This window comes from Flavobacterium sp. AC267, from assembly GCF_979258715.1.
In genome coordinates, this window is sequence record NZ_OZ409875.1 from 1734096 (window position 1) to 1760054 (window position 25959).

At 34.7% G+C, this 25959-nt stretch carries 15 protein-coding genes and 6 pseudogenes; 20 read left to right on the forward strand and 1 reads right to left on the reverse strand.

The window, feature by feature from the left end:
* Positions 1–123 precede the first annotated feature (123 nt).
* From rimP to ACZZ95_RS09010, 4 genes and pseudogenes are all read left to right on the forward strand, one after another.
* Complete coding sequence (gene rimP, locus ACZZ95_RS08995) at positions 124–588, forward strand: ribosome assembly cofactor RimP (RefSeq protein WP_463468784.1); 465 nt, start codon at positions 124–126, stop codon at positions 586–588.
* 13 nt (positions 589–601) lie between these two features.
* On the forward strand, positions 602–1855 hold the full coding sequence (gene nusA, locus ACZZ95_RS09000) for a transcription termination factor NusA (protein WP_095952710.1): 1254 nt from the start codon (positions 602–604) through the stop codon (positions 1853–1855).
* Between the two features lie 59 nt (positions 1856–1914).
* Positions 1915–4798 (forward strand): annotated as a pseudogene (infB, locus tag ACZZ95_RS09005) (translation initiation factor IF-2).
* 140 nt (positions 4799–4938) lie between these two features.
* Positions 4939–5448, forward strand: coding sequence for a DUF4920 domain-containing protein (locus tag ACZZ95_RS09010; protein ID WP_463468785.1), 510 nt, complete (start codon positions 4939–4941; stop codon positions 5446–5448).
* A 291-nt stretch (positions 5449–5739) separates the two neighbouring features.
* Here the strand turns inward: ACZZ95_RS09010 and ACZZ95_RS09015 are convergent, their stop codons facing one another.
* Positions 5740–6129 (reverse strand): SPOR domain-containing protein, encoded by a 390-nt coding sequence (locus ACZZ95_RS09015; protein ID WP_095952713.1) that lies wholly within the window; start codon positions 6127–6129, stop codon positions 5740–5742.
* A 220-nt stretch (positions 6130–6349) separates the two neighbouring features.
* Between ACZZ95_RS09015 and ACZZ95_RS09020 the strand changes: the two are divergent.
* From ACZZ95_RS09020 to ACZZ95_RS09095, 16 genes and pseudogenes are all read left to right on the forward strand, one after another.
* A pseudogene (locus tag ACZZ95_RS09020) lies at positions 6350–7684 on the forward strand (c-type cytochrome).
* 32 nt (positions 7685–7716) lie between these two features.
* Positions 7717–10779: pseudogene (locus tag ACZZ95_RS09025) on the forward strand (TAT-variant-translocated molybdopterin oxidoreductase).
* Positions 10780–10813: 34 nt separating this feature from the next.
* Positions 10814–12212 (forward strand): annotated as a pseudogene (gene nrfD / locus ACZZ95_RS09030) (NrfD/PsrC family molybdoenzyme membrane anchor subunit).
* Positions 12205–12728: pseudogene (locus tag ACZZ95_RS09035) on the forward strand (DUF3341 domain-containing protein). Before nrfD ends, ACZZ95_RS09035 begins: the two co-directional pseudogenes overlap by 8 nt.
* Before the next feature lie 8 nt (positions 12729–12736).
* On the forward strand, positions 12737–13282 hold the full coding sequence (locus ACZZ95_RS09040; RefSeq protein ID WP_463468786.1) for a c-type cytochrome: 546 nt from the start codon (positions 12737–12739) through the stop codon (positions 13280–13282).
* Positions 13283–13309: 27 nt separating this feature from the next.
* Positions 13310–14704 carry a quinol:cytochrome C oxidoreductase gene (locus ACZZ95_RS09045; protein WP_463468787.1) on the forward strand — a complete coding sequence of 465 codons (1395 nt, stop codon included), beginning with the start codon at positions 13310–13312 and terminating at the stop codon, positions 14702–14704.
* Between the two features lie 19 nt (positions 14705–14723).
* The gene (locus ACZZ95_RS09050) at positions 14724–15800 is read left to right on the forward strand and encodes a cytochrome c oxidase subunit II (RefSeq protein ID WP_463468788.1); all 1077 of its coding nucleotides are present in this window, start codon (positions 14724–14726) and stop codon (positions 15798–15800) included.
* Between the two features lie 146 nt (positions 15801–15946).
* Entirely contained in the window at positions 15947–17749 is a 1803-nt protein-coding gene (locus ACZZ95_RS09055) for a cytochrome c oxidase subunit I (RefSeq protein ID WP_095952719.1), read from the forward strand.
* Between the two features lie 180 nt (positions 17750–17929).
* Positions 17930–18954: pseudogene (gene ruvB, locus ACZZ95_RS09060) on the forward strand (Holliday junction branch migration DNA helicase RuvB).
* An 11-nt stretch (positions 18955–18965) separates the two neighbouring features.
* On the forward strand, positions 18966–20312 hold the full coding sequence (locus ACZZ95_RS09065) for a cytochrome P450 (protein ID WP_463468789.1): 1347 nt from the start codon (positions 18966–18968) through the stop codon (positions 20310–20312).
* Positions 20312–21235, forward strand: a complete 924-nt coding sequence (gene queG / locus ACZZ95_RS09070) for a tRNA epoxyqueuosine(34) reductase QueG (protein WP_463468790.1) — start codon at positions 20312–20314, stop codon at positions 21233–21235. The genes ACZZ95_RS09065 and queG overlap by 1 nt, the downstream gene beginning before the upstream one ends.
* 500 nt (positions 21236–21735) lie before the next feature.
* Positions 21736–22209 carry a hypothetical protein gene (locus ACZZ95_RS09075; protein ID WP_463468791.1) on the forward strand — a complete coding sequence of 158 codons (474 nt, stop codon included), beginning with the start codon at positions 21736–21738 and terminating at the stop codon, positions 22207–22209.
* The gene (locus ACZZ95_RS09080; RefSeq protein ID WP_463468792.1) at positions 22160–23113 is read left to right on the forward strand and encodes a hypothetical protein; all 954 of its coding nucleotides are present in this window, start codon (positions 22160–22162) and stop codon (positions 23111–23113) included. The genes ACZZ95_RS09075 and ACZZ95_RS09080 overlap by 50 nt, the downstream gene beginning before the upstream one ends.
* Entirely contained in the window at positions 23100–24422 is a 1323-nt protein-coding gene (locus tag ACZZ95_RS09085; RefSeq protein WP_463468793.1) for an Ig-like domain-containing protein, read from the forward strand. Before ACZZ95_RS09080 ends, ACZZ95_RS09085 begins: the two co-directional genes overlap by 14 nt.
* Positions 24388–24699, forward strand: coding sequence for an Ig-like domain-containing protein (locus tag ACZZ95_RS09090; protein WP_463468794.1), 312 nt, complete (start codon positions 24388–24390; stop codon positions 24697–24699). Before ACZZ95_RS09085 ends, ACZZ95_RS09090 begins: the two co-directional genes overlap by 35 nt.
* Complete coding sequence (locus ACZZ95_RS09095; RefSeq protein WP_463468795.1) at positions 24690–25913, forward strand: immunoglobulin domain-containing protein; 1224 nt, start codon at positions 24690–24692, stop codon at positions 25911–25913. Before ACZZ95_RS09090 ends, ACZZ95_RS09095 begins: the two co-directional genes overlap by 10 nt.
* Positions 25914–25959: the final 46 nt, after the last annotated feature.

The window sequence follows — 25959 nt, forward strand, 5'->3', positions numbered from 1 at the left end:
AGATAAGAAATATTTTTAGAGCAATCTATTTATTTGATTTATAAAAAAATCACTATATTTGCACTGTTATTTATTAAAATCTAAATAATGAGGGGACTAAATGTCCCCTCTTTTTATAAAATTATGACATTTAAAGAAAAAGTAAACGGATTAATTACGGAAGCTCTTCTGGAAAAACCATCAATCTTTTTGATCGATTTGGCGGTTTCGGATTCTTTTAAAATTAGTGTTGGTTTAGACGGGGATAATGGAGTGGCGCCGCAGGATTGTATTGATATTAGTCGTGCAGTCGAGAATAATCTAGATCGTGAAGAACAAGATTTTTCGCTTGAAGTAGCATCAGTAGGAGTAGGATCACCTTTAAAATTAGTAAGACAATATAAGAAAAATATTGGTAGAACGCTGATTGTTACTACAAATACTGAAAAAATTGAGGCAGAATTGATAGAAGCTAATGATGTTTTTATAATTTTGTCGTGGAAAGCAAGAGAACCGAAAAAAGTAGGAAAAGGAAAAGAAACAGTTCAAAAAGAGCAACAAATACCTTATACAGAAATTAAAGAGGCAATTGTTACAGTAACATTTTAATTAAAGAATTCGCATGGAAAATTTAGCATTAATCGATTCATTCTCAGAGTTTAAAGATAATAAACTTATTGATCGTGTAACGCTTATGGCAATTTTAGAGGACGTGTTTAGAAATGCATTGAAGAAAAAATACGGTTCTGATGATAACTTCGATATTATTATAAATCCTGATAAAGGAGATATGGAGATATGGAGAAGAAGAGTAATTGTTGCTGACGAAGATCTTGATTTTGAAAATGAAGAAATTACTTTGACTGAAGCAAGAATGATTGAAGCGGATTTTGAAATTGGTGAAGAAGTTTCAGAAGAAGTAAAATTGATTGATTTAGGAAGAAGAGCTATTTTGGCTTTGCGTCAAAACTTAATATCTAAAATTCACGAACACGATAATACAAATCTTTACAAACAATTTAAAGATATTATCGGTGATATTTATACAGCAGAAGTACATCATGTACGTCCAAGAGTAGTTATCTTGGTTGATGACGAAGGAAATGAAATTGTTCTTCCAAAAGAAAAACAAATTCCATCTGACTTTTTCCGTAAAGGAGATAACGTTCGTGGAATCATTGAAAGCGTTGAATTGAAAGGAAATAAACCTCAAATTATTATGTCTAGAACTTCAGAAAAGTTCTTAGAGAAATTATTTGAACAAGAAATTCCAGAGGTTTTCGACGGATTAATTACAGTGAAAAATGTAGTTCGTATTCCGGGTGAAAAAGCAAAAGTAGCTGTTGATTCTTATGATGATAGAATTGATCCAGTTGGAGCTTGTGTGGGAATGAAAGGTTCTCGTATTCATGGAATTGTTCGTGAATTAGGAAATGAAAATATTGATGTAATCAATTATACAAGCAATATTCAATTGTTTATTACAAGAGCATTAAGCCCTGCTAAAGTTTCTTCGATCAAAATCGATGAAGAAACGAAAAGAGCTGAAGTTTTCTTGAAATTAGAAGAGGTTTCTAAAGCAATTGGTAGAGGTGGTCACAATATCAAATTAGCAGGTCAATTGACAGGTTATGAATTAGATGTTATTCGTGAAGGTGATGTTGCTGGTACTGTTGCAGATGAAGATGATGTTGAATTAACAGAATTTTCAGATGAAATTGAAGAATGGGTAATTGAAGAGTTTGCTAAAATAGGTTTAGATACTGCAAAAAGTATCTTGAAACATGAAGTAGAAGATTTAGTAAGAAGAACAGATTTAGAAGAGGAAACTATTCTAGATGTTATGAAAATACTAAAAGAAGAGTTTGACAGCTAAGAGATAGCTGAGTATCTGCTCTAACAACACAACGAAAAAGGTAATAATAAAAAGGTTATATGTCTGAAGAGAGAGTAATAAGAATAAATAAGGTTTTAAGGGAATTAAATATTTCGTTAGAAAGAGCTGTAGATTATCTAAAAGATAAAGGAATTGCTATTGATGCAAATCCTAATGCAAAAATTTCTGATAGCGAATTTAATATCCTTCAAAGCCAATTTGCGGGCGATAAGGGGAATAAGGAGGCTTCTAAAGAGGTTGGAGAAGAGAAAAGAAAAGAAAAAGAAGCTTTACGTGTAGAGCGCGAAAAAGAAATTGAAGACAAACGCAGACAAGAAGAGGAGCGTCAAAAACAACAGGAAATAATAAAAGCAAGAGCTGTTGTTACAGGACCTGTACAAGTTGGTAAAATCGACTTGAATCCAAAAAAACCTGCAATTACTCCTTCTGAAGAAACTGTGAAGGCTGATAAGGTCGAAGAGCCAAAAGCTCCTGTTGCACCTGTACAGACTGAAAAGCCTGTTCAGAATGAAACTGTAAAAGCTGAACCAGTTGAAGTAAAACAGGTTTCAGAAACAAAAAAAGCAGAGCAACCAATTATTACTGAGAAAAAAGAAGTTAAAGCAGAGTCTAAAAGTCACGCAGGAGCCAATTGTGTCTACTGATCCAGCAACTTCAGAGGAAACGATTACTACTCAATATCAAAAGCTTTCAGGTACAACTCTTACAGGTCAAACAATTGATTTATCTCAATTTAATAAGCCTAAGAAAAAGAAAGAAGATCCTAAAGCGACTCAAAATAAACCTGGAACTCCTGGGGTTGGCGGCAATAACGCTAACAAAAATAAACGTAAAAGAATTGCTCCTAAACCAGGTACGCCTGGAGCGCCAAAACCTGCGGGTAATAATGCTCCTGGAACACCAAATCCAAATAAAATTACACCAAATACTGGTGGTGGAGGTTTTAATGCTAACAGAAGTTCTAGACCTGGTTTTGTAAAAGGGAACCGTCCAGCAATTGTAGCTAAGGTTGAGCCAACAGAAGAAGAAGTAAAAAACCAAATTAGAGAAACTCTTGAAAAACTTCAAGGTAAGGGAGGGAAATCTAAAGCGACTAAATATAGAAGAGATAAAAGAGAAACGCACCGTCAGAAATCTGATGATGAGCAAAGAGCTCTTGACGAAGGAAGTAAAACTATTAAGGTTACAGAATTCGTTACAGTTGGTGAAATTGCAATCATGATGGATGTGCCGATTACTAAAGTAATTGGAACTTGTATGTCTCTTGGAATCATGGTAACCATGAATCAGCGTTTAGATGCTGAAACACTAACTATCGTTGCAGATGAGTTTGGTTACGATGTAGAATTTATTACAGTAGATATCGAAGAAGCGATTGAAGTTGTAGAAGATAGAGAAGAAGATTTAGTAACTAGAGCGCCAATTGTTACAGTAATGGGTCACGTTGACCACGGTAAAACATCTTTACTGGATTATATCCGTAAAGAAAATGTTATCGCTGGTGAGTCTGGAGGTATTACACAGCACATTGGAGCATATGGAGTTACTTTAGATAATGGACAAAAAATAGCTTTCTTAGATACTCCTGGTCACGAGGCGTTTACAGCGATGCGTGCACGTGGAGCTCAAGTTACAGATATTGCTATTATTGTAATTGCAGCGGATGATGATATCATGCCGCAAACTAAAGAGGCAATAAGTCACGCTCAAGCGGCTAATGTGCCAATTATATTTGCAATCAATAAAGTAGATAAGCCAAATGCTAACCCTGATAAAATTAAAGAAAGATTAGCAGGTATGAATTTACTTGTTGAAGATTGGGGAGGAAAAATCCAGTCTCACGATATTTCTGCTAAAACAGGATTAGGGGTAAAAGAATTACTTGAAAAAGTTTTATTGGAAGCTGAAATTTTAGATTTAAAATCAAATCCAAATAAAGCAGCTCAAGGATCTGTTGTTGAGGCTTTCTTAGATAAAGGAAAAGGATATGTTTCTACAGTTTTGGTTCAACACGGAACTTTGAAAATTGGAGATTACATGTTAGCTGGGAAACATCATGGTAAAGTTAAAGCGATGCATGATGAAAGAGGACATACTGTATTAGAAGCAGGACCTTCAACTCCAGTATCAGTTTTAGGTTTAGATGGAGCGGCTACTGCGGGTGATAAGTTCAATGTTTTTGAAGACGAAAAAGAAGCAAAACAAATTGCATCTAAACGTTCTCAATTAATGCGTGAGCAATCAGTTCGTACACAAAGACATATTACACTTGATGAGATTGGTCGTCGTATTGCTCTTGGTCAGTTTAAAGAATTAAATGTTATCCTTAAAGGAGACGTTGATGGATCTGTTGAAGCATTATCAGATTCGTTCTCTAAACTTTCTACAGAAGAAGTTCAAATTAATATTATACATAAAGGTGTTGGTGCGATTACAGAAACTGATGTTAACTTAGCTTCTGCATCTGATGCAATTATTATTGGATTTAACGTTCGTCCTGCTGGAAATGCTAGACAGCTTGCTGATAAAGAAGAAATCGATATTCGTTATTATTCTATTATTTATGCGACTATCGATGACTTGAAAGATGCAATGGAAGGAATGTTAGCTCCTGAAATGAAAGAAGAAATTTTAGGAACAGCAGAAATCCGTGAGATTTTCAAAATTTCTAAAGTGGGTTCAATTGCAGGTTGTATGGTAACAGATGGTAAAATCTTAAGAACTTCTAAAATTAGAGTTATTAGAGATGGAGTTGTAGTTCATACCGGTGATTTAGTTGCTTTAAAACGTTTCAAAGATGATGTTAAAGAAGTATCTAAAGGTTATGACTGTGGTATTCAAATAAAAGGATTTAATGACATCGAAATTAGTGATGTTATTGAAGCTTACCACGAAGTAGCAATTAAAAAGAAATTGAAATAATATTCAGTTTATATAAACAGAAAGTCCCAATGTAAATTGGGACTTTTTTTTGGAAAAAGTTTACAGGTTAATTTTATAGGGTTTAAAATAATTAGTTTCAAATTTTAATACTAATTTTGATCAAACTAAATAATATAGATATGAAATTAGGAATATACACAGCTGTTTTGTTTTTAAGTTTTTCTTCCTTGTGCTTTTCGCAAGAAGATGTTGAAAAGCCTGCTCCTCCGGCTGGCAATGCGGTAGTAGGAGATTATTATGGTGCTGATGTTTCAAATGCTTCAGTGAATAAAGCTATTTCGGTAGATAAATTAGAAGATAAATTAAAAGCGGATAGTAAAATAGAAAATGTTGCTGTAAAAGGAGAGGTGACAGGGGTATGTCCAAAAAGAGGGTGTTGGATTAGTCTTAAAACAGATGATGGTTCTTCTTTTTTTGTAAAAATGAAAGATTATGCCTTTTTTGTTCCAACTGCAGTAAAAGGAAAGAATATTGTTTTAGAAGGCAGTGTTGAAAGAAAAGTTACATCTGTTGAGGAATTAAAACACTATGCAAAAGATGCTAAGAAATCAAAGGCGGAAATAGATGCTATAACTGTTCCAAAGGAGGAAATAAGATTTATGGCTAGCGGAATTAAAGTGGTAAACTAAAGCTGAACTGCTTTGTTTAAATCTTTTTCTAGCTTTGCGTATGTTGATTCGGTAAAGTTTTTATAAATGAAGTCCTAAATTTAAATTAGGGCTTTTTTTTGGTCTTTACACATCGCTAATAAGTGGTTTTGGCTAATTTGAGGCGGTATTTTTTCTTAATGTCTTTGTTTGGTTTTATTTCTGTTTTGCTAGCGTAAATAGCTTGTAAGGTCGATTTTAAAAGGTTTATCGATTATTTTGGGAATAAAAAAAGCGAGGTGAGACTCGCTTTTCTACTTTTATTAGGGTTTCTTATCTTCCAGGTTTAAGCAAGAAAACGCTTTTGTATCTCTTTTTGATTTCAGCTAAATTTCTTTCTGCTTCTATTCTGGTTTTGAAGTTTCCAACAATTACTTTATAATTAGGAGTGCTGAAAATAATAGTTCCGTCAATGTTTGAATTTTCTCTCTTAAAATCTGACAGAGTTTTTTTTGCTTCATCGCTTTTGCCACTGAAGATTTGGATTCTGTAAGTATCGTTTGTATTTATTGACGTGTTAATTTTACGTTTCTCGTTTAACAATTGCTCAAATTTAGGGTCTTGATTCAATGTTAAATTTTGGTCTTGTGCTTTAATATTGTGTGTAAAAGCAATTGTTGTAATTGTTAATAAAAGATTTTTTGAAGGACTTAAAATTCTCATAATGTGATGGTTTTTATGCAAAAATACTATTTAAAGTTTGAGTGTAAAATTTTAATATTATTTAGAATTGATATAAATTGATATTTAAGGGTATTTTAAGGTTTTGAGAATAGTTCATAAGTCGTATTTTTGTGCAAGTTTTAAAAGAGGGTGTGTGTTTTTACTGAACTTAATACAGAAAAAATCATACCAAAAATTAGTAGACAATTATTTATACTATATGAAAAAGGTGGGTAACCATAATTCGATCTCAAGAAAATTGCTGTTTGGCTTATCGCTGACGTTAATTTTCTCCCTAACTTCATTTGCTCAAGATGCTTCATTGCTCAGCGGCTGCCTGAAGCTGTATCGTCGCTCCAGCCGCAGAAGGCGGTGATCCAGTAAAAGGGAAGGAACTTTTTAATGCAAATTGCGCCGCATGTCACAAATTAGATGCTAAATCAACAGGTCCTGCTTTAAGGGGTGTTGTCATGAAACATGATAAAGCTTGGCTTTACAAGTGGGTGCATAACAGTTCTGACATGATTAAGTCAGGTGATCCTGTTGCAGTTAAACTTTTTGAGGAAAATAACAAATCTGTTATGACTTCTTTTCCTCAGTTATCTGAAGGAGATATTGATAATATCATTGCATATACTTCTGAAGAAAAACCTGCTCCTCCTACAGGAACTGTTCCATTGCCAACTGGTGGTGCTCAAGCTGAGGGAAGTGGAATTTCAAATAACATTATATTAGGGGCTCTTGCTCTTGTAATGGCTATTTTAGTTGTGATGTTGTTCATGGTGAACAAGGTGTTGACTAAAGTTGCAAATAAAAATGGTATTGTAGTCGCTCCAAAAGAAGCTAGAACTCCAATATGGAAAGCTTTTGTTAGAAATCAATTTTTGGTTTTAGTAACTGCAATCTTTTTGCTTTTGGCAAGTGGTTATTTTGTATACGGGTACCTAATGCAGGTTGGTGTAGATCAAAATTATGAGCCAATTCAGCCAATTCACTATTCTCACAAAATTCACGCAGGTGATAACGAAATCAATTGTAAATATTGCCACTCTGTCGCTCGTGTAAGTAAAACAGCTGGTATTCCTTCATTAAACGTTTGTATGAACTGTCATAAAAACATTTCTGAAGTTGCTGAAACAACTGCTACTCCTGAGTACAGTAAAGCTTTCTATGATGCGCAGATTCAAAAATTATATGATGCTGTTGGATGGGATAAAGCTAAACAAGCTTATACTGGAAAAACACAGCCTGTAAAATGGGTTCGTATTCACAATCTTCCTGATTTTGTTTACTTCAATCACTCACAACACGTTTCTGTTGCTGGAATTGAATGTCAAACTTGTCACGGACCAGTGCAGGAATTTGAAATCATGAAGCAGTACTCTAAATTAACAATGGGATGGTGTGTGGATTGCCACAGAAAAACTGATGTTAAGATGGAAGGAAACGCTTACTATGATAAAATTCATGCTGAACTTTCTAAAAAATACGGTGTAGAGAAATTAACTGCAAAGCGCAAATGGGAGGTTTAGAATGCGGTAAATGCCACTATTAATCGATTTATTAAGATTTTAATATATATATACAATGTCATCAAACAAAAAATACTGGAAAAGTGTTGAAGAACTAGAAAATAGTTCTATTGTTGAGGCGCTTAGAAATAACGAATTTGTTGAAGAAATTCCTACTGATGAGTTTTTGGGTAACGCTGAGGCTTTATCTACATCTGGGACTTCACGTCGTGACTTTTTAAAGTACGTAGGGTTTAGTACTGCAACTGTTACATTAGTCAGCCTGCGAAGGTCCTGTTCACAAGTCTATCCCTTATGTATTACAACCAGAGCAAATCATTCCTGGTGTTGCAGATTATTATGCAACTACAGTTTTTGATGGTTTTGATTTTGCTAATCTTTTGGTTAAAACTCGTGAGGGTCGTCCAATTAAAATTGAAAACAATACAATTGCTGGAGCTAAATTTGTCAGCGAACGCTAGAATTCATGCATCTATTTTAGGATTATATGACAGCGCTCGTTTAAAAGAACCAAAAGTAGATGGTAAAGATTCTACTTGGTCTGTCGCTGATTTAAGAATTAAATCAAGCTTAGCTGATGCAAAAGCAAAAGGTGGTCAAGTTGTATTGTTAACTAATACTTTGGCTAGTCCATCTACAGAAAAATTAATCGCTGAGTTTATTGCTAAGAATCCAAATGCTAAGCATGTTGTTTACGATGCAGTTTCTTCATCAGAAGCTTTAGATGCTTTTGAAGTCGCTTATGGTGAAAGAGCTTTAGTTGATTATGATTTTTCTAAATCATCATTAATCGTATCTGTTGGAGCTGATTTCTTAGGAGATTGGCAAGGTGGTGGATATGATTCTGGATATGCAAAAGGACGTATTCCGCAAAACGGAAAAATGTCTCGTCACTTCCAGTTTGAATCAAATATGACATTATCTGGAGTCAGCTGCTGATAAGCGTGTTCCGATGACTACAGCTGTTCAAAAACAAGCTTTAGTTCAAATTTATAATATTATTGCAGGTGCTTCTGTTCCTGTAGCTTTAGATGCAAACGTTAAAGCTGAAGTAGTTAAAGTCGCTCAGCAACTTAAAGCCGCTGGTTCAAAAGGGGTTTTGGTATCTGGAATTGAAGATAAAAATGCTCAATTATTAGTTTTAGCTATCAATCAAGTATTGGCTAGTGAAGCTTTTACTACTGCGGGAGCTAGACAAATTAGAAAAGGTTCTAATGCTGTTGTTTCGCAGTTAATTAAAGATTTGAATGCAGGAAGTGTTCATACTTTAATTATGAGTGGTGTTAATCCAGTTTATACATTAGCTGATTCAGCCGCATTTGTATCTGGATTGAAAAAAGTTAAAGTTTCAGTTGCTTTTTCATTAAAAGAAGATGAAACTGCATCACTTGTTACTGTTGCGACTCCGGCTCCTCATTATTTAGAGTCTTGGGGTGACGTTGAGTTAACTAAAGGAACTTATAGTTTAACACAACCTACTATTCGTCCTATCTTTAATACAAAACAATTTCAAGATGTTTTATTAACATTAAATGGTACTGCTGGTACTTTTTATGATTATTTAAAAGTTAATTCTGGAGTATTCACTGCGGGATCTTCTTGGAATAAAGTATTGCATGATGGTGTTTTTGTTGTTGGTTCTACTGCTTTAGCTGGTGGTTCTATCGATGCCGCAACTGCCGCAAATGCTGTTGCAAAATCTAAATCTGCTGGTGACTTTGAATTAGTATTGTATACTAAAACAGGTTTAGGAGATGGACAACATGCAAACAATCCTTGGTTGCAAGAGTTTCCAGATCCAATCACAAGAGTTTCTTGGGATAACTATGTTACTGTTTCAAATGCTGATGCTAAGAAGATTGGTTTATCAAATGAAATTGTTGCAAATGGTGGTTTAAATGGTAGTTATGCTACTATTACTACTGCTGACGGAGTTAAATTGGAGAATGTTCCAGTTATTGTTCAGCCAGGTCAAGCAGTTGGAACTGTTGGTCTAGCTCTTGGTTATGGACGTAAAGCGACTCTAAAAGAAGAAATGCAAGTAGGTTTAAATGCTTACGCTTTATATAAAGGATTTAATGGAGTTCAATCTGTTTCTATTGTTAAAGCTGGAGGAGAGCACGAGTTTGCTTGTGTTCAAGGTCAGAAAACTTTAATGGGTAGAGGAGATATTATTAAAGAAACTACTTTAGAAGTATTTAATACTAAAGATGCAGAACATTGGAATGAAAAACCAATGGTATCTTTAGATCACCAAGAAGTGGAAGCTACTACGGTAGATCTTTGGGAATCATTTGATCGTTCGACTGGTCACCACTTTAATCTTTCAATTGACTTAAATGCTTGTACTGGATGTGGTGCTTGTGTTATTGCTTGTCACGCTGAGAACAACGTTCCAGTTGTTGGAAAAGCTGAAGTTAGAAGAAGCCGTGATATGCACTGGTTACGTATTGACAGATATTATTCTTCTGAAAGTACTTTTGAAGGAGATAATGAAAGAAAAGAAGGAATTGCAGGGTTATCTAGTTCATTATCTACGTTTAATGAAATGGAAAAACCAGGAGATAATCCTCAGGTAGCATTCCAGCCAGTAATGTGTCAACACTGTAATCACGCACCTTGTGAGACAGTTTGTCCTGTAGTCGCTACATCTCACGGACGCCAAGGTCAAAACCACATGGCTTACAACAGATGTGTTGGTACTCGTTACTGTGCAAACAACTGTCCTTATAAAGTACGTCGTTTCAACTGGTTCTTATATAACAAGAACAGTGAATTCGATTATCATATGAATGACGATTTAGGTCGTATGGTATTAAATCCAGACGTAAACGTTCGTTCTCGTGGGGTTATGGAAAAATGTTCTTTCTGTATCCAAAGTACTCAAGCTGTTATTCTTCAAGCAAAACGTGAAGGTAGAGTGGTAGCAAAAGATGAGTTCAACAATGCTTGTGCTTGTTCTGTCGCTTGTTCTTCTGGAGCTATGGTCTTTGGAGACGTTAATGATAAAGAAAGTGAAGTTGCTAAACTTGCTGAAAGCGAAAGAGCATATCACTTATTAGAGCATGTGGGTACAAAACCAAATGTTTTCTATCATGTAAAAGTTAGAAATACTTAGAAAAATTATTAATTAAGAAACAATATAAAGGATTATGTCGTCTCATTACGAAGCACCCATTAGAAAACCTTTAGTTATAGGTGATAAATCTTATCACGATGTAACTGTAGATGTAGCGCGCCTGTAGAAGGACCTGCAAATAAGCAATGGTGGATTGTATTTACAATCGCATTAGTAGCCTTCCTTTGGGGGTTAGGTTGTATAATTTACACCGTATCTACCGGTATCGGAACATGGGGATTAAATAAAACAGTTGGTTGGGCTTGGGATATCACTAACTTCGTTTGGTGGGTAGGTATTGGTCACGCCGGAACATTAATTTCTGCGGTATTATTACTTTTCCGTCAACGTTGGAGAATGGCTATTAACCGTTCTGCAGAAGCAATGACTATTTTCTCAGTAGTTCAAGCAGGTTTATTTCCAATTATTCACATGGGTCGTCCATGGTTAGCATACTGGGTATTACCTATTCCAAATCAATTTGGATCGCTATGGGTAAACTTTAACTCACCATTACTTTGGGACGTATTTGCGATTTCAACTTATCTTTCAGTATCATTAGTTTTCTGGTGGACTGGTTTATTACCTGACTTTGCAATGCTTCGTGATAGAGCTATAACTCCATTTAATAAAAGAGTTTATTCTATCTTAAGTTTTGGATGGAGCGGTAGAGCAAAAGACTGGCGCTGTTTCAAGAAGTATCTTTAGTATTAGCTGGTTTAGCTACTCCTCTTGTACTTTCTGTACACACTATTGTATCTATGGACTTTGCTACTTCTGTAATCCCTGGATGGCATACAACAATTTTCCCTCCTTACTTCGTTGCAGGAGCGGTATTCTCTGGATTTGCGATGGTAAATACATTGTTGATCGTTATGAGAAAAGTTTCTAACCTTGAAGCTTACATCACATTGCAAGATATCGAATTAATGAATATCATTATTATGATTACAGGTTCGATTGTAGGTGTGGCTTACATCACTGAGTTATTCGTAGCTTGGTATTCAGGAGTAGAGTATGAGCAATATGCATTCTTAAATAGAGCTACGGGACCTTACTGGTGGGCATATTGGTCGATGATGACATGTAACGTGTTCTCTCCTCAATTCATGTGGTTTAAAAAATTAAGAACTAGTATTATGTTCTCATTCATTATTTCGATTGTAGTAAACATCGGAATGTGGTTCGAAAGATTCGTAATTATTGTTACTTCTTTACATAGAGATTACCTTCCATCTTCTTGGACAATGTTCTCACCAACATTTGTTGATATTGGAATTTTCATTGGAACAATTGGTTTCTTCTTCGTATTGTTTTTATTGTATTCAAGAACTTTCCCTGTAATTGCTCAGGCAGAGGTTAAAACAATTTTGAAAGGAACAGGAGATAATTACATTAGAGAAAGAGCAAATAAAGATTCACATCATGAGTAATAAAGTTATATACGCCATTTATAATGACGATGACATTTTGATGGATGCAGTAAAGAAAACTAGAGTCGCTCATCATCATATTGAAGAGGTTTTTACTCCATTCCCAGTTCACGGATTGGATAAAGCTATGGGACTAGCACCAACAAGATTAGCAATATGTGCTTTTTTATATGGATGTGTTGGTATTTCTGTTGCAACAACTATGATGAGCTACATCATGATTCATGACTGGCCGCAAGATATTGGAGGTAAACCAAGTTTTAGTTTTATTCAAAACATGCCTTCTTTCGTGCCAATTATGTTTGAGATGACTGTGTTTTTGTGACTCACTTAATGGTTATTACTTTTTATATGAGAAGTAGATTATGGCCTTTTAAACAAGCTGAAAATCCAGATGTTAGAACAACAGATGACCACTTTTTAATGGAGGTTGCTGTAAATAATAACGAAGCAGAATTGGTTTCTTTCTTTGAAGGAACTGGAGCTGTTGAAGTTAAAGTAATAGATAAGAATTAATTGTAGCTATGAAAAGGATATATAAAATAACACTCTTAGTTGGTATAACTATTTTAGTTTCATCTTGCCACAATAATTCGGCACCGAACTATCAATATTTCCCAAATATGTATGAGTCTGTTGCTTATGAGCCATATACAGAAGCAAAAATATTTAAGGGAGGAAAAGAAGGACAGCTTCCTGTTGCAGGAACTATTAATAGAGGTTTTGAACCTTATGACTATGAAAATTCAACTGCTGGTTATGAATTAGCAAAAGCTAATTTAAAATCTCCTTTGGATTCTATTGAAAGAAATTCTGGAAAAGGTAAAGAGCTTTTCGAGATTTACTGTATCAGTCGCCATGGTGCTACTGGTAATGGTAAAGGTAAATTGGTTGAAAGAGAAAAATTTCTTGGAGTACCTAGCTATAAAGACAGAGTAATCACTGAAGGAAGTATCTTTCATGTTGAGACTTATGGTTTAAATGCAATGGGTTCACATGCAAATCAATTAAGTGCTCACGAACGTTGGTTAGTTGCTGACTATGTTCTGAAACTAAAAAGCCAATTATAATTGTTGAACAAACTGATCGTAATAGATATGTATACATTTTCAAGTAAATTAAAAACTTTTTCTATCATCTTAATGGCCGTTGGTATATTAGGAATTGGGTATGGTTTTTTAAGTGCGCCAAAAGATATTCAAGAAGTTGAAAAAATACTAGTCGCAGATGAACATGGTTCCCATGGTGCCGCACATGAAGAAAAAGCGGAGGCATCTCATAAAGAAGCGAATCATCATGAAGTCGCTGAAGCATCACATGATTCTCACAAAGGAGCCGCACATGCTCAAGTTTCTGGTGCTGATGAGCACGAAAAACATTTAGAGCATGTATTGCACCAACTGCAAAATAAGCCTTGGTCTGCATTATATGTTGCTTGTATTTTCTTTTTACTGCTTTCAATGGGAGTATTAGCTTTTTATGCTATTCAACAAGTTGCTCAGGCAGGTTGGTCTCCAGTTTTATTTAGAGTTATGCAAGGTATAACAGCTTATTTACCAGCTGGTTCAATTATCTTTTTTATAATTTTAATTTTATGTGGATTACATTTTAATCATATTTTCGTATGGTTAGGTGAGGGAGTAACAGATCCTAAAAATGCCAATTATGATGCTATCATTGCTGGTAAATCAGGATATTTAAACTTTCCTTTCTGGATTGCTAGAGCTTTTATCTTTTTATTAGGATGGAACATCTACCGTCATTTTTCTAGAAAAAACTGTTTGGCACAAGATGAGGCAAATGATGATCTTCACTACAAAAAGAATTTCAAAGCTTCTGCTGGATTTTTAGTATTCTTTATCGTTTCTGAGTCTATTATGTCTTGGGATTGGATTATGTCTTTTGATCCGCACTGGTTTAGTACTTTATTTGGATGGTATGTTTTTGCTTCTTTCTTTGTAAGTGGTATTACTACTATTGCTTTAGTAACAATATATTTAAAATCAAAAGGATATTTAGAATTTGTAAATACCAGTCATATTCACGATTTAGCAAAATTCATGTTTGGTATTAGTGTTTTCTGGACTTATTTATGGTTCTCTCAATTCATGTTGATTTGGTATGCTAACATTCCAGAAGAGGTAACTTATTTCGTAACTAGAATTCAATTGTATAACTTACCTTTCTTTGGAGCGGTTGTTATGAACTTTGTTTTCCCATTATTAATATTAATTAATACTGACTTTAAACGTCTTAACTGGGTTGTTGTTATGGCTGGTGTTGTAATATTATTAGGTCATTATGTTGATTTCTTTAATATGATTATGCCTGGTACTGTTGGAGACAAATGGTTTATTGGAGTTCCTGAAATTGCATCTATTCTTTTCTTCTTAGGTTTATTTATATTTGTTGTATTTACTGCATTAACTAAATCTCCTTTGCTTGCAAAAAGAAATCCTTTCATAGAAGAAAGTAAACATTTTCATTATTAATATTTAAAGAAGTAAACAGATGACAAGTTTGTTGGTAATTATAGTTTTAGTTTTATTAGCAGTTGCATTATGGCAATTGACCAAGATATTTGATCTTACTCAAGTAGGAGTATCTTCGGACGATTCTCAAGTTGCATCAGATAATGACAATAACATTCAGGGATATATTATGTTTGGCTTTTTAGCTTTCATTTATATATTTACTATTTATGGTTTACTAAAATGGGGTAATTTAGCGCTTCATACTCCTGCATCAGAGCATGGACTTTTAGTAGATAATTTAATGAATATTACTTGGGTTTTGATTTTTACTGTTCAAGTAATTACTCAAGGTTTATTGTATTGGTTTTCTTTTAAATACAAAGGAAATAAAGATAAAAAAGCATTATTTTTTGCTGACAGTAATAAATTAGAAGCACTTTGGAGTATCATTCCTTCTGTTGTTTTAGCATGTTTAATTCTTTACGGATTGTATGCTTGGAATAACATTATGTTTGTTGATAAAGATGAAGATGTTGTTGAGATTGAATTATATGCTCAACAGTTTAAATGGACAGCAAGATATGCTGGTGCTGATAATACTTTAGGAAAAGCAAACGTAAGATTAATTGAAGGTGTTAATACTCTTGGAGTAGACATGTCTGATAAAAACTCTCAGGACGATATTGTAGTTTCTGAATTACATATTCCAAAAGGGAAAAAGGTGCATTTTAAAATGCGTTCACAAGACGTATTGCACTCAGCGTACTTTCCTCATTTTAGAGCTCAAATGAACTGTGTTCCAGGTATGGTTACTGAATTTGCTTTCGTTCCAACTTATACCACTGCGGAATATAGAGAGTTACCATTTATGATTGAAAAAGTTGCACACATCAATAAACTTAGAGCTGAAAAAAGCGTTGAGTTAGTTGGAAAAGGTGGTACAGCTTTAGATCCTTATACATTTGATTACTTATTATTATGTAATAAAATCTGTGGAGCTTCTCACTATAACATGCAAATGAAAGTTGTTGTAGATACTCCAGAAGACTACAAAAAATGGTTAAGCGAGAAAACTACTTTAGCTCAGGATATTAAAGCGATTAGCTGCTGCTGAGAAACCAGTCGCTGAAGGAGTCGCCTCAACTGACACTGCTCGCAAAAGTAATTGACACTGTTAAAGCGGTTGTTGATACGGTTAAAGCGACTGTAGCTAAAGTTGCGATGAAATAATATTATTAAGAAAATTTAAAGTACACATATATGTCAGCAGAAGCGCACGATCACGATCACGGACACGATCACGAGCACGAACATCATCATAAAGACACGTTTATTACTAAATATATTTTTAGTATAGACCACAAAATGATTGCTAAACAATACTTGATTACTGGTATTATTATGGGAATCATTGGTATTGCAATGTCCTTGCTTTTCAGAATGCAATTGGCTTGGCCAGAAGAGTCTTTTAAGATTTTTAATGTTTTATTAGGAGATAAATTTGCACCTGATGGTGTAATGGCAAATGATATTTATTTAGCTTTAGTTACAATTCACGGTACCATCATGGTATTCTTTGTACTGACAGCTGGTTTAAGTGGAACTTTCAGTAATTTACTTATTCCACTTCAAATTGGTGCGAGAGATATGGCTTCTGGATTCATGAATATGATTTCATATTGGTTGTTTTTCTTATCTGCTGTTATAATGTTAAGCTCATTATTTGTTGAAGCTGGACCAGCTTCTGCAGGTTGGACGATTTATCCTCCATTAAGTGCGTTACCACAAGCAATTCCAGGATCTGGAACAGGTATGACTTTATGGTTAGTATCTATGGCTATTTTTATCGCATCTTCATTGATGGGATCTTTAAATTACATTGTTACAGTTCTTAACTTAAGAACAAAAGGAATGTCTATGACAAGACTTCCTCTTACAATCTGGACATTTTTTGTAACAGCTATTATTGGTGTTATTTCATTTCCAGTATTATTATCTGCAGCCTTATTACTGATTTTTGATAGAAGTTTTGGTACTTCATTCTTCTTATCTGATATCTATATTGCCGGTGAAGTTTTACATTACCAAGGTGGATCTCCTGTATTGTTTGAGCACTTATTCTGGTTCTTAGGACACCCTGAGGTATATATTGTAATTTTACCTGCAATGGGTCTAGTTTCAGAAATTATGGCTACGAACTCTCGTAAACCAATTTTCGGATACAGAGCGATGATTATGTCAGTTCTTGCAATTGCATTCTTATCAACTATTGTTTGGGGTCACCATATGTTTATTTCAGGTATGAATCCTTTCTTAGGATCTGTATTTACTTTTACAACTTTATTGATTGCAATTCCATCTGCTGTAAAAGCTTTTAACTGGATTACAACTTTATGGAAAGGTAACTTACAATTTAACCCTGCAATGTTATTCTCTATCGGGATGGTTTCAACTTTCATTACTGGAGGTTTAACAGGAATTATTTTAGGAGATAGTACTTTAGATATTAATGTTCACGATACTTACTTCGTTATTGCTCACTTTCACTTAGTAATGGGTATCTCTGCACTTTACGGAATGTTTGCTGGTATTTACCACTGGTTCCCTAAAATGTATGGAAGAATGTTGAATAAAAACTTAGGTTATATTCACTTCTGGGTAACTGCAGTTTGTGCTTACGGAGTTTTCTTCCCAATGCACTTTATTGGATTAGCAGGTTTACCAAGACGTTATTATACAAATACAAACTTCCCATTATTTGATGATTTACAAAATGTGAATGTTTTAATTACAACATTTGCTCTTGTAGGAGGTGCGTTCCAATTAGTATTCTTGTACAATTTCTTCAGTAGTATTTTCTACGGTAAGAAAGCAGTTCAAAATCCTTGGAGATCTACAACTTTAGAGTGGACAACTCCAGTTGAACATATTCACGGAAACTGGCCAGGAGAAATTCCTCACGTATACCGTTGGCCGTATGACTATAGTAACCCAAATCATGATGTAGATTTTGTACCGCAAAATGTACCAATGAAAGAAGGTGAAGAAGTTTTACACCACTAAAAAAAACACGAAAGACCATCTGCAAAGATGGTCTTTCGTGTTTAAAGAAGTATTATTATATCTTAAATCACATTTAATATTCCAAATGTCAATGAAGTTTGATGTCTTGTTGCTATCTGGAATTTTTTATTTGGGAATTATCTATTTTACAAAACTAATTAGTTTCTCTATCTTTGTAAGATGAATGAAAATCTTGATCCTACTACAAAAGGATATAACCCAGAAGAATTAGATCTTGAAAAAAGATTACGTCCGCTGTCATTTGATGATTTTGCGGGACAAGATCAAGTTTTGGAAAATTTAAAAGTATTTGTTGCTGCATGACAAATCAAAGAGGTGAAGCTCTTGATCATGCTTTATTTCATGGACCTCCAGGTTTAGGAAAAACTACACTTGCAAATATTCTTGCCAACGAGTTAGAAGTTGGTATTAAAATTACGTCTGGACCCGTTTTAGATAAGCCGGGAGATTTAGCTGGTTTATTGACAAACCTTGATGAGAGAGATGTTTTATTTATTGATGAGATTCATCGTTTAAGTCCAGTAGTTGAGGAATATTTGTACTCGGCGATGGAAGACTTTAAAATTGATATTATGATTGAATCAGGTCCGAATGCGAGAACTGTTCAGATCAATTTAAATCCTTTCACTTTAATTGGAGCTACCACAAGATCCGGATTGTTGACCGCGCCTATGCGTGCTCGTTTCGGAATTTCTTCACGTTTACAATATTATACAACCGAACTTTTGACTTCGATTGTTGAAAGAAGTGCTTCTATATTAAAAATGCCAATTGCACTTGATGCGGCTATTGAAATTGCTGGACGAAGCAGAGGAACACCTCGTATTGCAAATGCTTTACTTCGAAGAGTTCGTGATTTCGCTCAAATAAAAGGTAATGGAACTATTGATCTGGAGATTGCTCGTTATGCTTTAAAAGCTTTAAATGTTGATGCTCACGGTCTTGATGAAATGGATAATAAGATTTTATTAACTATCATCAATAAATTTAAAGGCGGTCCAGTTGGACTCTCAACTTTAGCGACGGCAGTTAGTGAAAGTAGTGAAACTATCGAGGAAGTTTACGAACCATTTTTGATTCAGGAAGGTTTTATTATGCGAACACCTCGTGGAAGGGAAGTCACGGATAAAGCTTATAAACATCTAGGAAAAATAAACACAAACATTCAAGGCGGATTGTTTTAATTCAAATAGAAATGTCTGTTAATAAAAAATACAATTATCCGCCAAAGCTTTCTATTCTAAGATTCTTTTTAGATGCGGAAGGAGTGAGACGAAATCCTATACCGTATCATAAAAATTACTTTGATAGTTTTGGTGATTCTTTTTCTATAAAAATTGGAAGTTCTAAGCATATCATTTTATCAAGAGATAATGAGGTAGCACAATATATTTTGCAGAAAAACCAAAGAAATTATCATAAGTCTAAATTTCAATCGGTTTATCTTTCGAAATATTTAGGCAAAGGACTTTTGACTGTTGATGGCGAGTTTTGGTTGAGACAAAGAAGACTTATTCAGCCTGCTTTTCATAAACAAAAAATGAATCAGCTGGTTGATAATATGAGATTGACTATTATTTCTGAGTTAGATGGGTTGATAGTTGATAAGAAAATCGATCTTTTTCCTGTAATGAGTGAGCTGGCATTTAATGTCGTGGCTAAGTCATTATTTCAATTTTCGATAGCAGAGGAAAAATTAAATCGTATAAAATATATTATTGAAGAAGTTCAAAATTTTCTAATAAAAGAAATTAGGCTTCCACATAAGGCCTGGTGGTTTTCTATTAGTGGTCAAGTGAAAAAGCATCTTGAATTAGCCGAAGAAAATAACAAAATCATTCAAGGTATTATTGAAGAAAGAGTTAACTCAAATAACGTGGTTAACGACTTGCTAAATATGCTTCTTGAAACTCGTTATGAAGATAGTGGTGAAGGAATGTCTATAAAGCAATTAATTGATGAAATTAAAATTCTTTTCATTGCCGGGCATGAGACAACTGCAAATGCATTGACTTTTACACTGCATTTACTGGGTAATGATTTTGATGTACAGGAAAAAATATTTGAAGAAATTACTAGAATAGAATCTGAAACTGATGATGTTGTAGAGCGACTTCAAAAAATGACTTATACAAATGCAGTTTTAAATGAATCGATGCGCTTGTATCCACCTGCATGGATTACAGATCGCCAGAACGTTGAAGATGATACTTTAGGGGAATTTAATATAAAAGAAGGTACTTTAATTGGGGTTTCCTTTTATGAATTACATCGAAATCCAAAATACTGGGAAAACCCTGATGATTTTAATCCAGATCGATTTTTAGGCGAACAAAAGAAACATTCTATGCAATATTTCTATCCTTTTGGTGCTGGACCAAGGATGTGCATTGGAGCTGGTTTTGCGATTTATGAAATGTGTCTTGCAATTTCTTATATAGTTAAGAATTATAAAATTACTTCTGCTGGAAAAAGTGTGAATTTTAATCCATTAATTACATTAAAACCAGTAGGAGTAGAAGTCGTTTTTTCTAAAAGATAATGATTAATTCTAAAGAGAAATATTCAAAGTTTATAAAAGCCGAAGCCAAAAGACTCGGCTTTCTTTCTTGTGGAATATCTAAAGCAGGATTTCTAGAACAGGAGGCGCCACGACTTGAAAGATGGTTAAAGAATAATCAAAATGGCCAAATGGCTTATATGGAAAACCATTTTGATAAAAGATTAGACCCTACTTTATTGGTTGATGATGGGAAGAGTGTAATTTCACTTTTATTAAATTATTATCCAGAATCTTCGCAAAATGATGATAGTTTTAAGATCTCGAAATATGCTTATGGACAAGATTATCATTTTGTAATAAAAGATAAATTAAAAGAATTTCTTCACTCTATTCAGGAAAACATAGGAGATGTATCGGGTCGTGCTTTTGTTGATTCGGCACCTGTTTTAGATAAGGCCTGGGTCGCAAAAAGTGGTTTGGGATGGATTGGAAAAAACAGTAATTTGATTACTCAAAAGGTCGGTTCCTTTTACTTTATAGCCGAACTTATTATAGATCTTGATTTAGAATATGATTACGCAGTAACCGATCATTGCGGATCATGTACAGCTTGTATAGATGCTTGTCCAACTCAGGCAATTGTTGCGCCTTATGTGGTGGATGGAAGTAAATGCATTTCTTATTATACTATAGAACTAAAAGAAAATATTCCTTTTGAAATGAAAGGAAAATTTGATGAATGGATGTTTGGTTGTGATACCTGCCAAGATGTTTGTCCATGGAATCGATTTTCTAAACCTCACGAAGAACCTTTATTCAATCCGAATCCGGATTTAATTTCTTTTACTAAAAAAGACTGGATTGAAATAACAGAAGAAACTTTTAAACTCGTTTTTAAAAACTCTCCCATTAAAAGAACAAAGTTTGAAGGCCTAAGACGTAATATTAAGTTTTTAGAATAAAATATGTACGTTTTAATTGCTTGTTTTTCAATAACTTAATATTGAATTCCTTTTGTTGATTCTTTTTGTCCTGTCTTACAAATATTGATATTTTGTCAATAAATTCTGTAAGAATTTAAAATAATGATAATTATTTAAGAAATTTTTACTTCTTCATTATCAAATCTTTACATTTTTAGCGTTAAACGGACATGAACAATTGTTAAATATTGTTGTTTGACGAGTTTACTTGCAGTTTGTCGACAAATGTCGGTATAACTTGTTTCTTTATATAATTTCGTCGCTCCAAAACTACCTATAAACTTAAAACACAATAATGTGTATTGAACCTATCATGACTATGGTCCAAACGCTACTTAGCTTATTTAGAAGTCTTTCTGAGATTTTTATCGCAATTGTAAAATCCATTTATTTCATTTTTTCGTATTTCACCTGTACCCTAAAAACTATCATCGGTTTTTTAGTGTCTGATATTTCTGTTCCACAAACTCAAGTTGTCTATGCGTAACTTTACTTTTAATCTGTCTGGATTTTCTAGACACATCTTTCTTATTGTTTTTTTATTGTTAAACGCTTATAGCGTTTCTGCTCAATTTTATGCGAAGCACTATATTGCACCTGCTCCTTGGCAGTATTTTAATAATGCTAATGAAATTGTTATAGCAACAAATTCTACAAGTACTGTAAACATTATTCTATCCAAAAGTGATGGAACATTAATCACTAACCTAACGGCAATTAAAGGGACTCCTGCTGTTTACAGATTTGTTGGTACGCCTAGTACAACTAAGGCGTATGTTTTTGATACTGTTTTAAGCGGTGCAGGATTAATTATAGAAGGTAGTGCACCAGTGTCTATTAATTTAAGAAACGTCGCTTCTGATGCTTTATCGGGTACTAATGTAGATAAGGATATTAAGGGAAATGCTCGCATTAACAAGTTTTGGAGATGCAGGGCTGGGAATAAGATTTAGAGTAGGATATTATAGAGATGGGTCTTTAGGAAATTTTAATAGTTACGGAGATCAGCGTCCTATTTATAGTATTATGGCCACTGTTAATAATACAACGATAAAAATTGATAATACTGTTAAAACTACTTTAAATGCTGGACAGAGTTATTTATTTAAAGCACCAATTGGAACGTTGGTTGAATCGTCTTATCCTGTTGTGATGAACACATCGGTCGCGATCGATACTCCTGGCGGTTGTGGGGATAGTGCATATAATCAGATTCCACCTGAATCTGTTTTGGGAACAGAATATTTTTTGGAAAGAGGAACAGGTATTAGTATAGCAGAGCAAACTACTGTTGTAGCAACAAAAGATGATACAAATGTAACTATTGAAGGGTATTCTTCTACTGGAGTACTGGTAACTACAACTACAATTAAGTTAAAGCTGGCAGGTCAGTTTCATACTTTTGTAAACGGTTCAAATGATACCAATTTTACAGCCTCACATATCGTTGCAGATAAAAGAGTGGCAGTATATTCGGGAACTGCACAAGGATGTGAGGTTGATATTTCAACTATTGCACCTGTTTCTGAATGTGGGGGTTCTGAATTTATTGAAACATCTAAATTTAAAGGCTATACATTAAATAATTTAGATTATTTTGGTTACATTCTTTTGAGGAGTAAATCAGAAGACGTAAAAATCAACGGAGTAAAAACTACAGATATTTCTGGAATTGGAGCTCGTTATGAAATTGGTTCAACAGGATGGTATATAATAAATTTTAATAGTGAGAAAATAGGAAGACCAGAGTTTCTTTCAATCGAAAGTAAGTCTAAAATGACTGTTTCGATAGTACAGCAAGCAGGTGGTTTCTCAATGGCGGGATTTTTCTCAACTTTTGCTCGTGTCGCCTGGTGATCCAGGAATGACTTATATTGAAGGGGGAGGGTGTACAAATAACACTGCAGAATTAACTACTCCTGCTGGTTTTGCACCGTATCAATGGTACTATAACGGAACTGCAATTTCAGGAGCAAATTCTCCAACCTATACAGCAACAAAAACAGGTAATTATTCCGTTTCTTCTACTTTAGTTTGTGGAGCTCAAACACCATCAAAATCAGTTGCAGTTACTTTATGTACTGATTTAGGAATTACAAAAACAGTTGATAATACAACTCCATGTATTGGGTCTAATGTAGAATTTACTGTGAAAGTAAGTAATCTAGGGGGAAATAATGTTTCAGGTGTTTCTGTAACTGATTTGCTTCCTTCAGGATACACTTATGTAAGTTCGATACCATCAACTGGAGCCTATAATTTAGGAACAGGTATTTGGACTATTGGAGATGTAGAAGCACAAACATCACTGACTTTAAAAATCGTTGGGACTGTAAATGCATCTGGTAATTATACCAATACCGCATCATTACCAGCAGATATAGATACCAATACGGCAAATAATTCGGCTAGTGCTTCTGTAAATCCAAAATTATCAAATCTTATTATAACAAATCCAGCGACTATTTGCGCGCCTGCGACTGTAGATTTAACAGTCGCGGGTATTACGACGGGAAGTACATCAAATATGACACTTTCGTATTGGACAAATGCGCGAACAACGACGGCTTTAGCTTCGCCTAATGCTGTCTCTACTGCGGGAACGTATTATATAAAAGCAGTTTCTGCTGATGGATGTCAGTTTGTAAAACCAGTTATTGCGGCAATAACGGCACAGACAGGTGTGCCGACAATTAGTGCCTCAACTACATGTCCAACAGGAAGTGTCACTTTAACGGCATCTGGTACTTCGGGAACATATTTGTGGTCAACGGGGGCAACTACTCAGGCAATTACTGTTACGGCAGACGGAAGTTATACTGTTCAAAGAACAAATACTAATGGCTGTATAAGTAATAGTTCAACACCGTATGTTGTTACTTTTAGACCAAATGCACCAACGGCAAGTGATCAAACATTTTGTTCTTCAGAGAATAAAAAAGTAGGGGATTTAGTTGTCGCTGGTTCTAATATAAAATGGTATAGTGCTAATACCGGAGGGACAGCATTAGCATCAAGTCAGGTATTAGTTAATAACACAACTTACTATGCAACTCAAACGGTAAATACTTGCGAAAGTTCAACAAGAACTCCAGTATTAGTAACGGTAAATACAAAATCTTCGGCACCAGTTGCGACGGCTTCACAATCTTTTTGCAGTCGCTGATAATAAAAAAGTGGGTGACTTAGCGACAACTGGCACAACAACCAGAAAATTCTATAATGTGTCTTCAGGAGGAACGCCTCTTTTAACAACAGATTTTTTGACTAATGGAGATTACTACGTTAGCCAAACGGCAAATAGTTGTGGAGAAAGTGATAGAACTAAAATTACTGTTACTATAAACACAATACCGGCAACACCAACGGCTTCGACTCAAACATTCTGTTCAACAGATAATAAAACGGTAAGTAATTTAACTCCTTCAGGTGCTTGCTTATAAATGGTACGATGTTTCTTCAGCAGGAACAGCTTTGGCGAGCAACAACAGTTCTTACTACAAAAACGTATTATGTTGTTCAAACTAACAGTTGTGGAGAAAGTTCAAGAACTCCTGTGTCTGTTGTTGTAAATAATACAGCGACACCAACAGCTTCAGCACAAACATTCTGTTCGATTGATGGCAGAAAAGTCAACAATTTATCAGCATCAGGAACTGATTTAAAATGGTATAGTGCTTATACAGGAGGAACACCTTATACTGGAAACGAAATATTAAGTACAGGAACATATTATGTTACACAAACCTTAAACAGTTGCGAGAGTTTACGAACCGCAGTATCTGTAACGGTTAATAATCCGTCAGCACCAACTGCATCAGCTCAGATATTTTGTTCAGCAGATGCAAAAAAGGTAAGTGATTTGACACCTTCAGGTGCAACATACAAATGGTACAATGCATCGACTGGTGGTACTGCTTATGCAGGAACAGAAACACTTGCGAATGGAAATTATTATGTAAGCCAGACTGTAAGTGGTTGCGAAAGTCCTCGAACTTTGGTAACTGTTACCATAAATCCTACGCCGGTCGCACCAACAATTTCTGCTAGTGGAGCGACAACATTCTGCCAAGGGGAAAATGTAACTTTAACGTCAAGTGGTGGTAGTAGTTATTTATGGTCTACAGGAGAAACCACAGAATCTATTACTGTTTCTGCTTCGGGAAATTATAGAGTTCAGATAACAAATGCTTCAGGATGTCCAAGTGCATTTTCAACTGAAACAAATGTAATAATAAATCCTATCCCATCAGCACCTACGGCATCCGCACAGTCATTCTGTTCAGCAGAAAATAAAACAATAAATGATTTAACTCCATCTGGAGTCGCTTACAAATGGTATACAGCATCAACGGGAGGCAGTGCTTTAGCATCAACAGATGTAGTAACGTCTAGAACTTATTATGTAAGTCAAACAACAAACGGATGCGAGAGCTTACGAACAGCAGTTAATGTAACGGTAAATCCAACTCCAGCGACACCTTCGGCTTTAGCCCAATCATTCTGCTCAGCAGATAATAAAACAGTAAGTGATTTAGCACCATCGGGAGCCGCTTACAAATGGTATACAGAGTCAACAGGAGGCGGCTGCTTTAGCATCAACAGTAGTTTTAACTACAAGAACATATTATGTAGCTCAAGCAACAAGTTTGTGTGAGGGTTCAAGAACAGCTGTGGCTGTAACTGTTAATTCAAATCCAGCG

What these genes read in the sequence shown, in the direction of transcription:
- rimP (WP_463468784.1), top strand. Translation starts at nt 124, where the DNA reads ATGACATTTAAAGAAAAAGTAAACGGATTAATTACGGAAGCTCTTCTG.
- nusA (WP_095952710.1), top strand. Translation starts at nt 602, where the DNA reads ATGGAAAATTTAGCATTAATCGATTCATTCTCAGAGTTTAAAGATAAT.
- ACZZ95_RS09010 (WP_463468785.1), top strand. Translation starts at nt 4,939, where the DNA reads ATGAAATTAGGAATATACACAGCTGTTTTGTTTTTAAGTTTTTCTTCC.
- ACZZ95_RS09015 (WP_095952713.1), bottom strand. Translation starts at nt 6,129, where the DNA reads ATGAGAATTTTAAGTCCTTCAAAAAATCTTTTATTAACAATTACAACA.
- ACZZ95_RS09040 (WP_463468786.1), top strand. Translation starts at nt 12,737, where the DNA reads ATGAAAAGGATATATAAAATAACACTCTTAGTTGGTATAACTATTTTA.
- ACZZ95_RS09045 (WP_463468787.1), top strand. Translation starts at nt 13,310, where the DNA reads ATGTATACATTTTCAAGTAAATTAAAAACTTTTTCTATCATCTTAATG.
- ACZZ95_RS09050 (WP_463468788.1), top strand. Translation starts at nt 14,724, where the DNA reads ATGACAAGTTTGTTGGTAATTATAGTTTTAGTTTTATTAGCAGTTGCA.
- ACZZ95_RS09055 (WP_095952719.1), top strand. Translation starts at nt 15,947, where the DNA reads ATGTCAGCAGAAGCGCACGATCACGATCACGGACACGATCACGAGCAC.
- ACZZ95_RS09065 (WP_463468789.1), top strand. Translation starts at nt 18,966, where the DNA reads ATGTCTGTTAATAAAAAATACAATTATCCGCCAAAGCTTTCTATTCTA.
- queG (WP_463468790.1), top strand. Translation starts at nt 20,312, where the DNA reads ATGATTAATTCTAAAGAGAAATATTCAAAGTTTATAAAAGCCGAAGCC.
- ACZZ95_RS09075 (WP_463468791.1), top strand. Translation starts at nt 21,736, where the DNA reads ATGCGTAACTTTACTTTTAATCTGTCTGGATTTTCTAGACACATCTTT.
- ACZZ95_RS09080 (WP_463468792.1), top strand. Translation starts at nt 22,160, where the DNA reads ATGCTCGCATTAACAAGTTTTGGAGATGCAGGGCTGGGAATAAGATTT.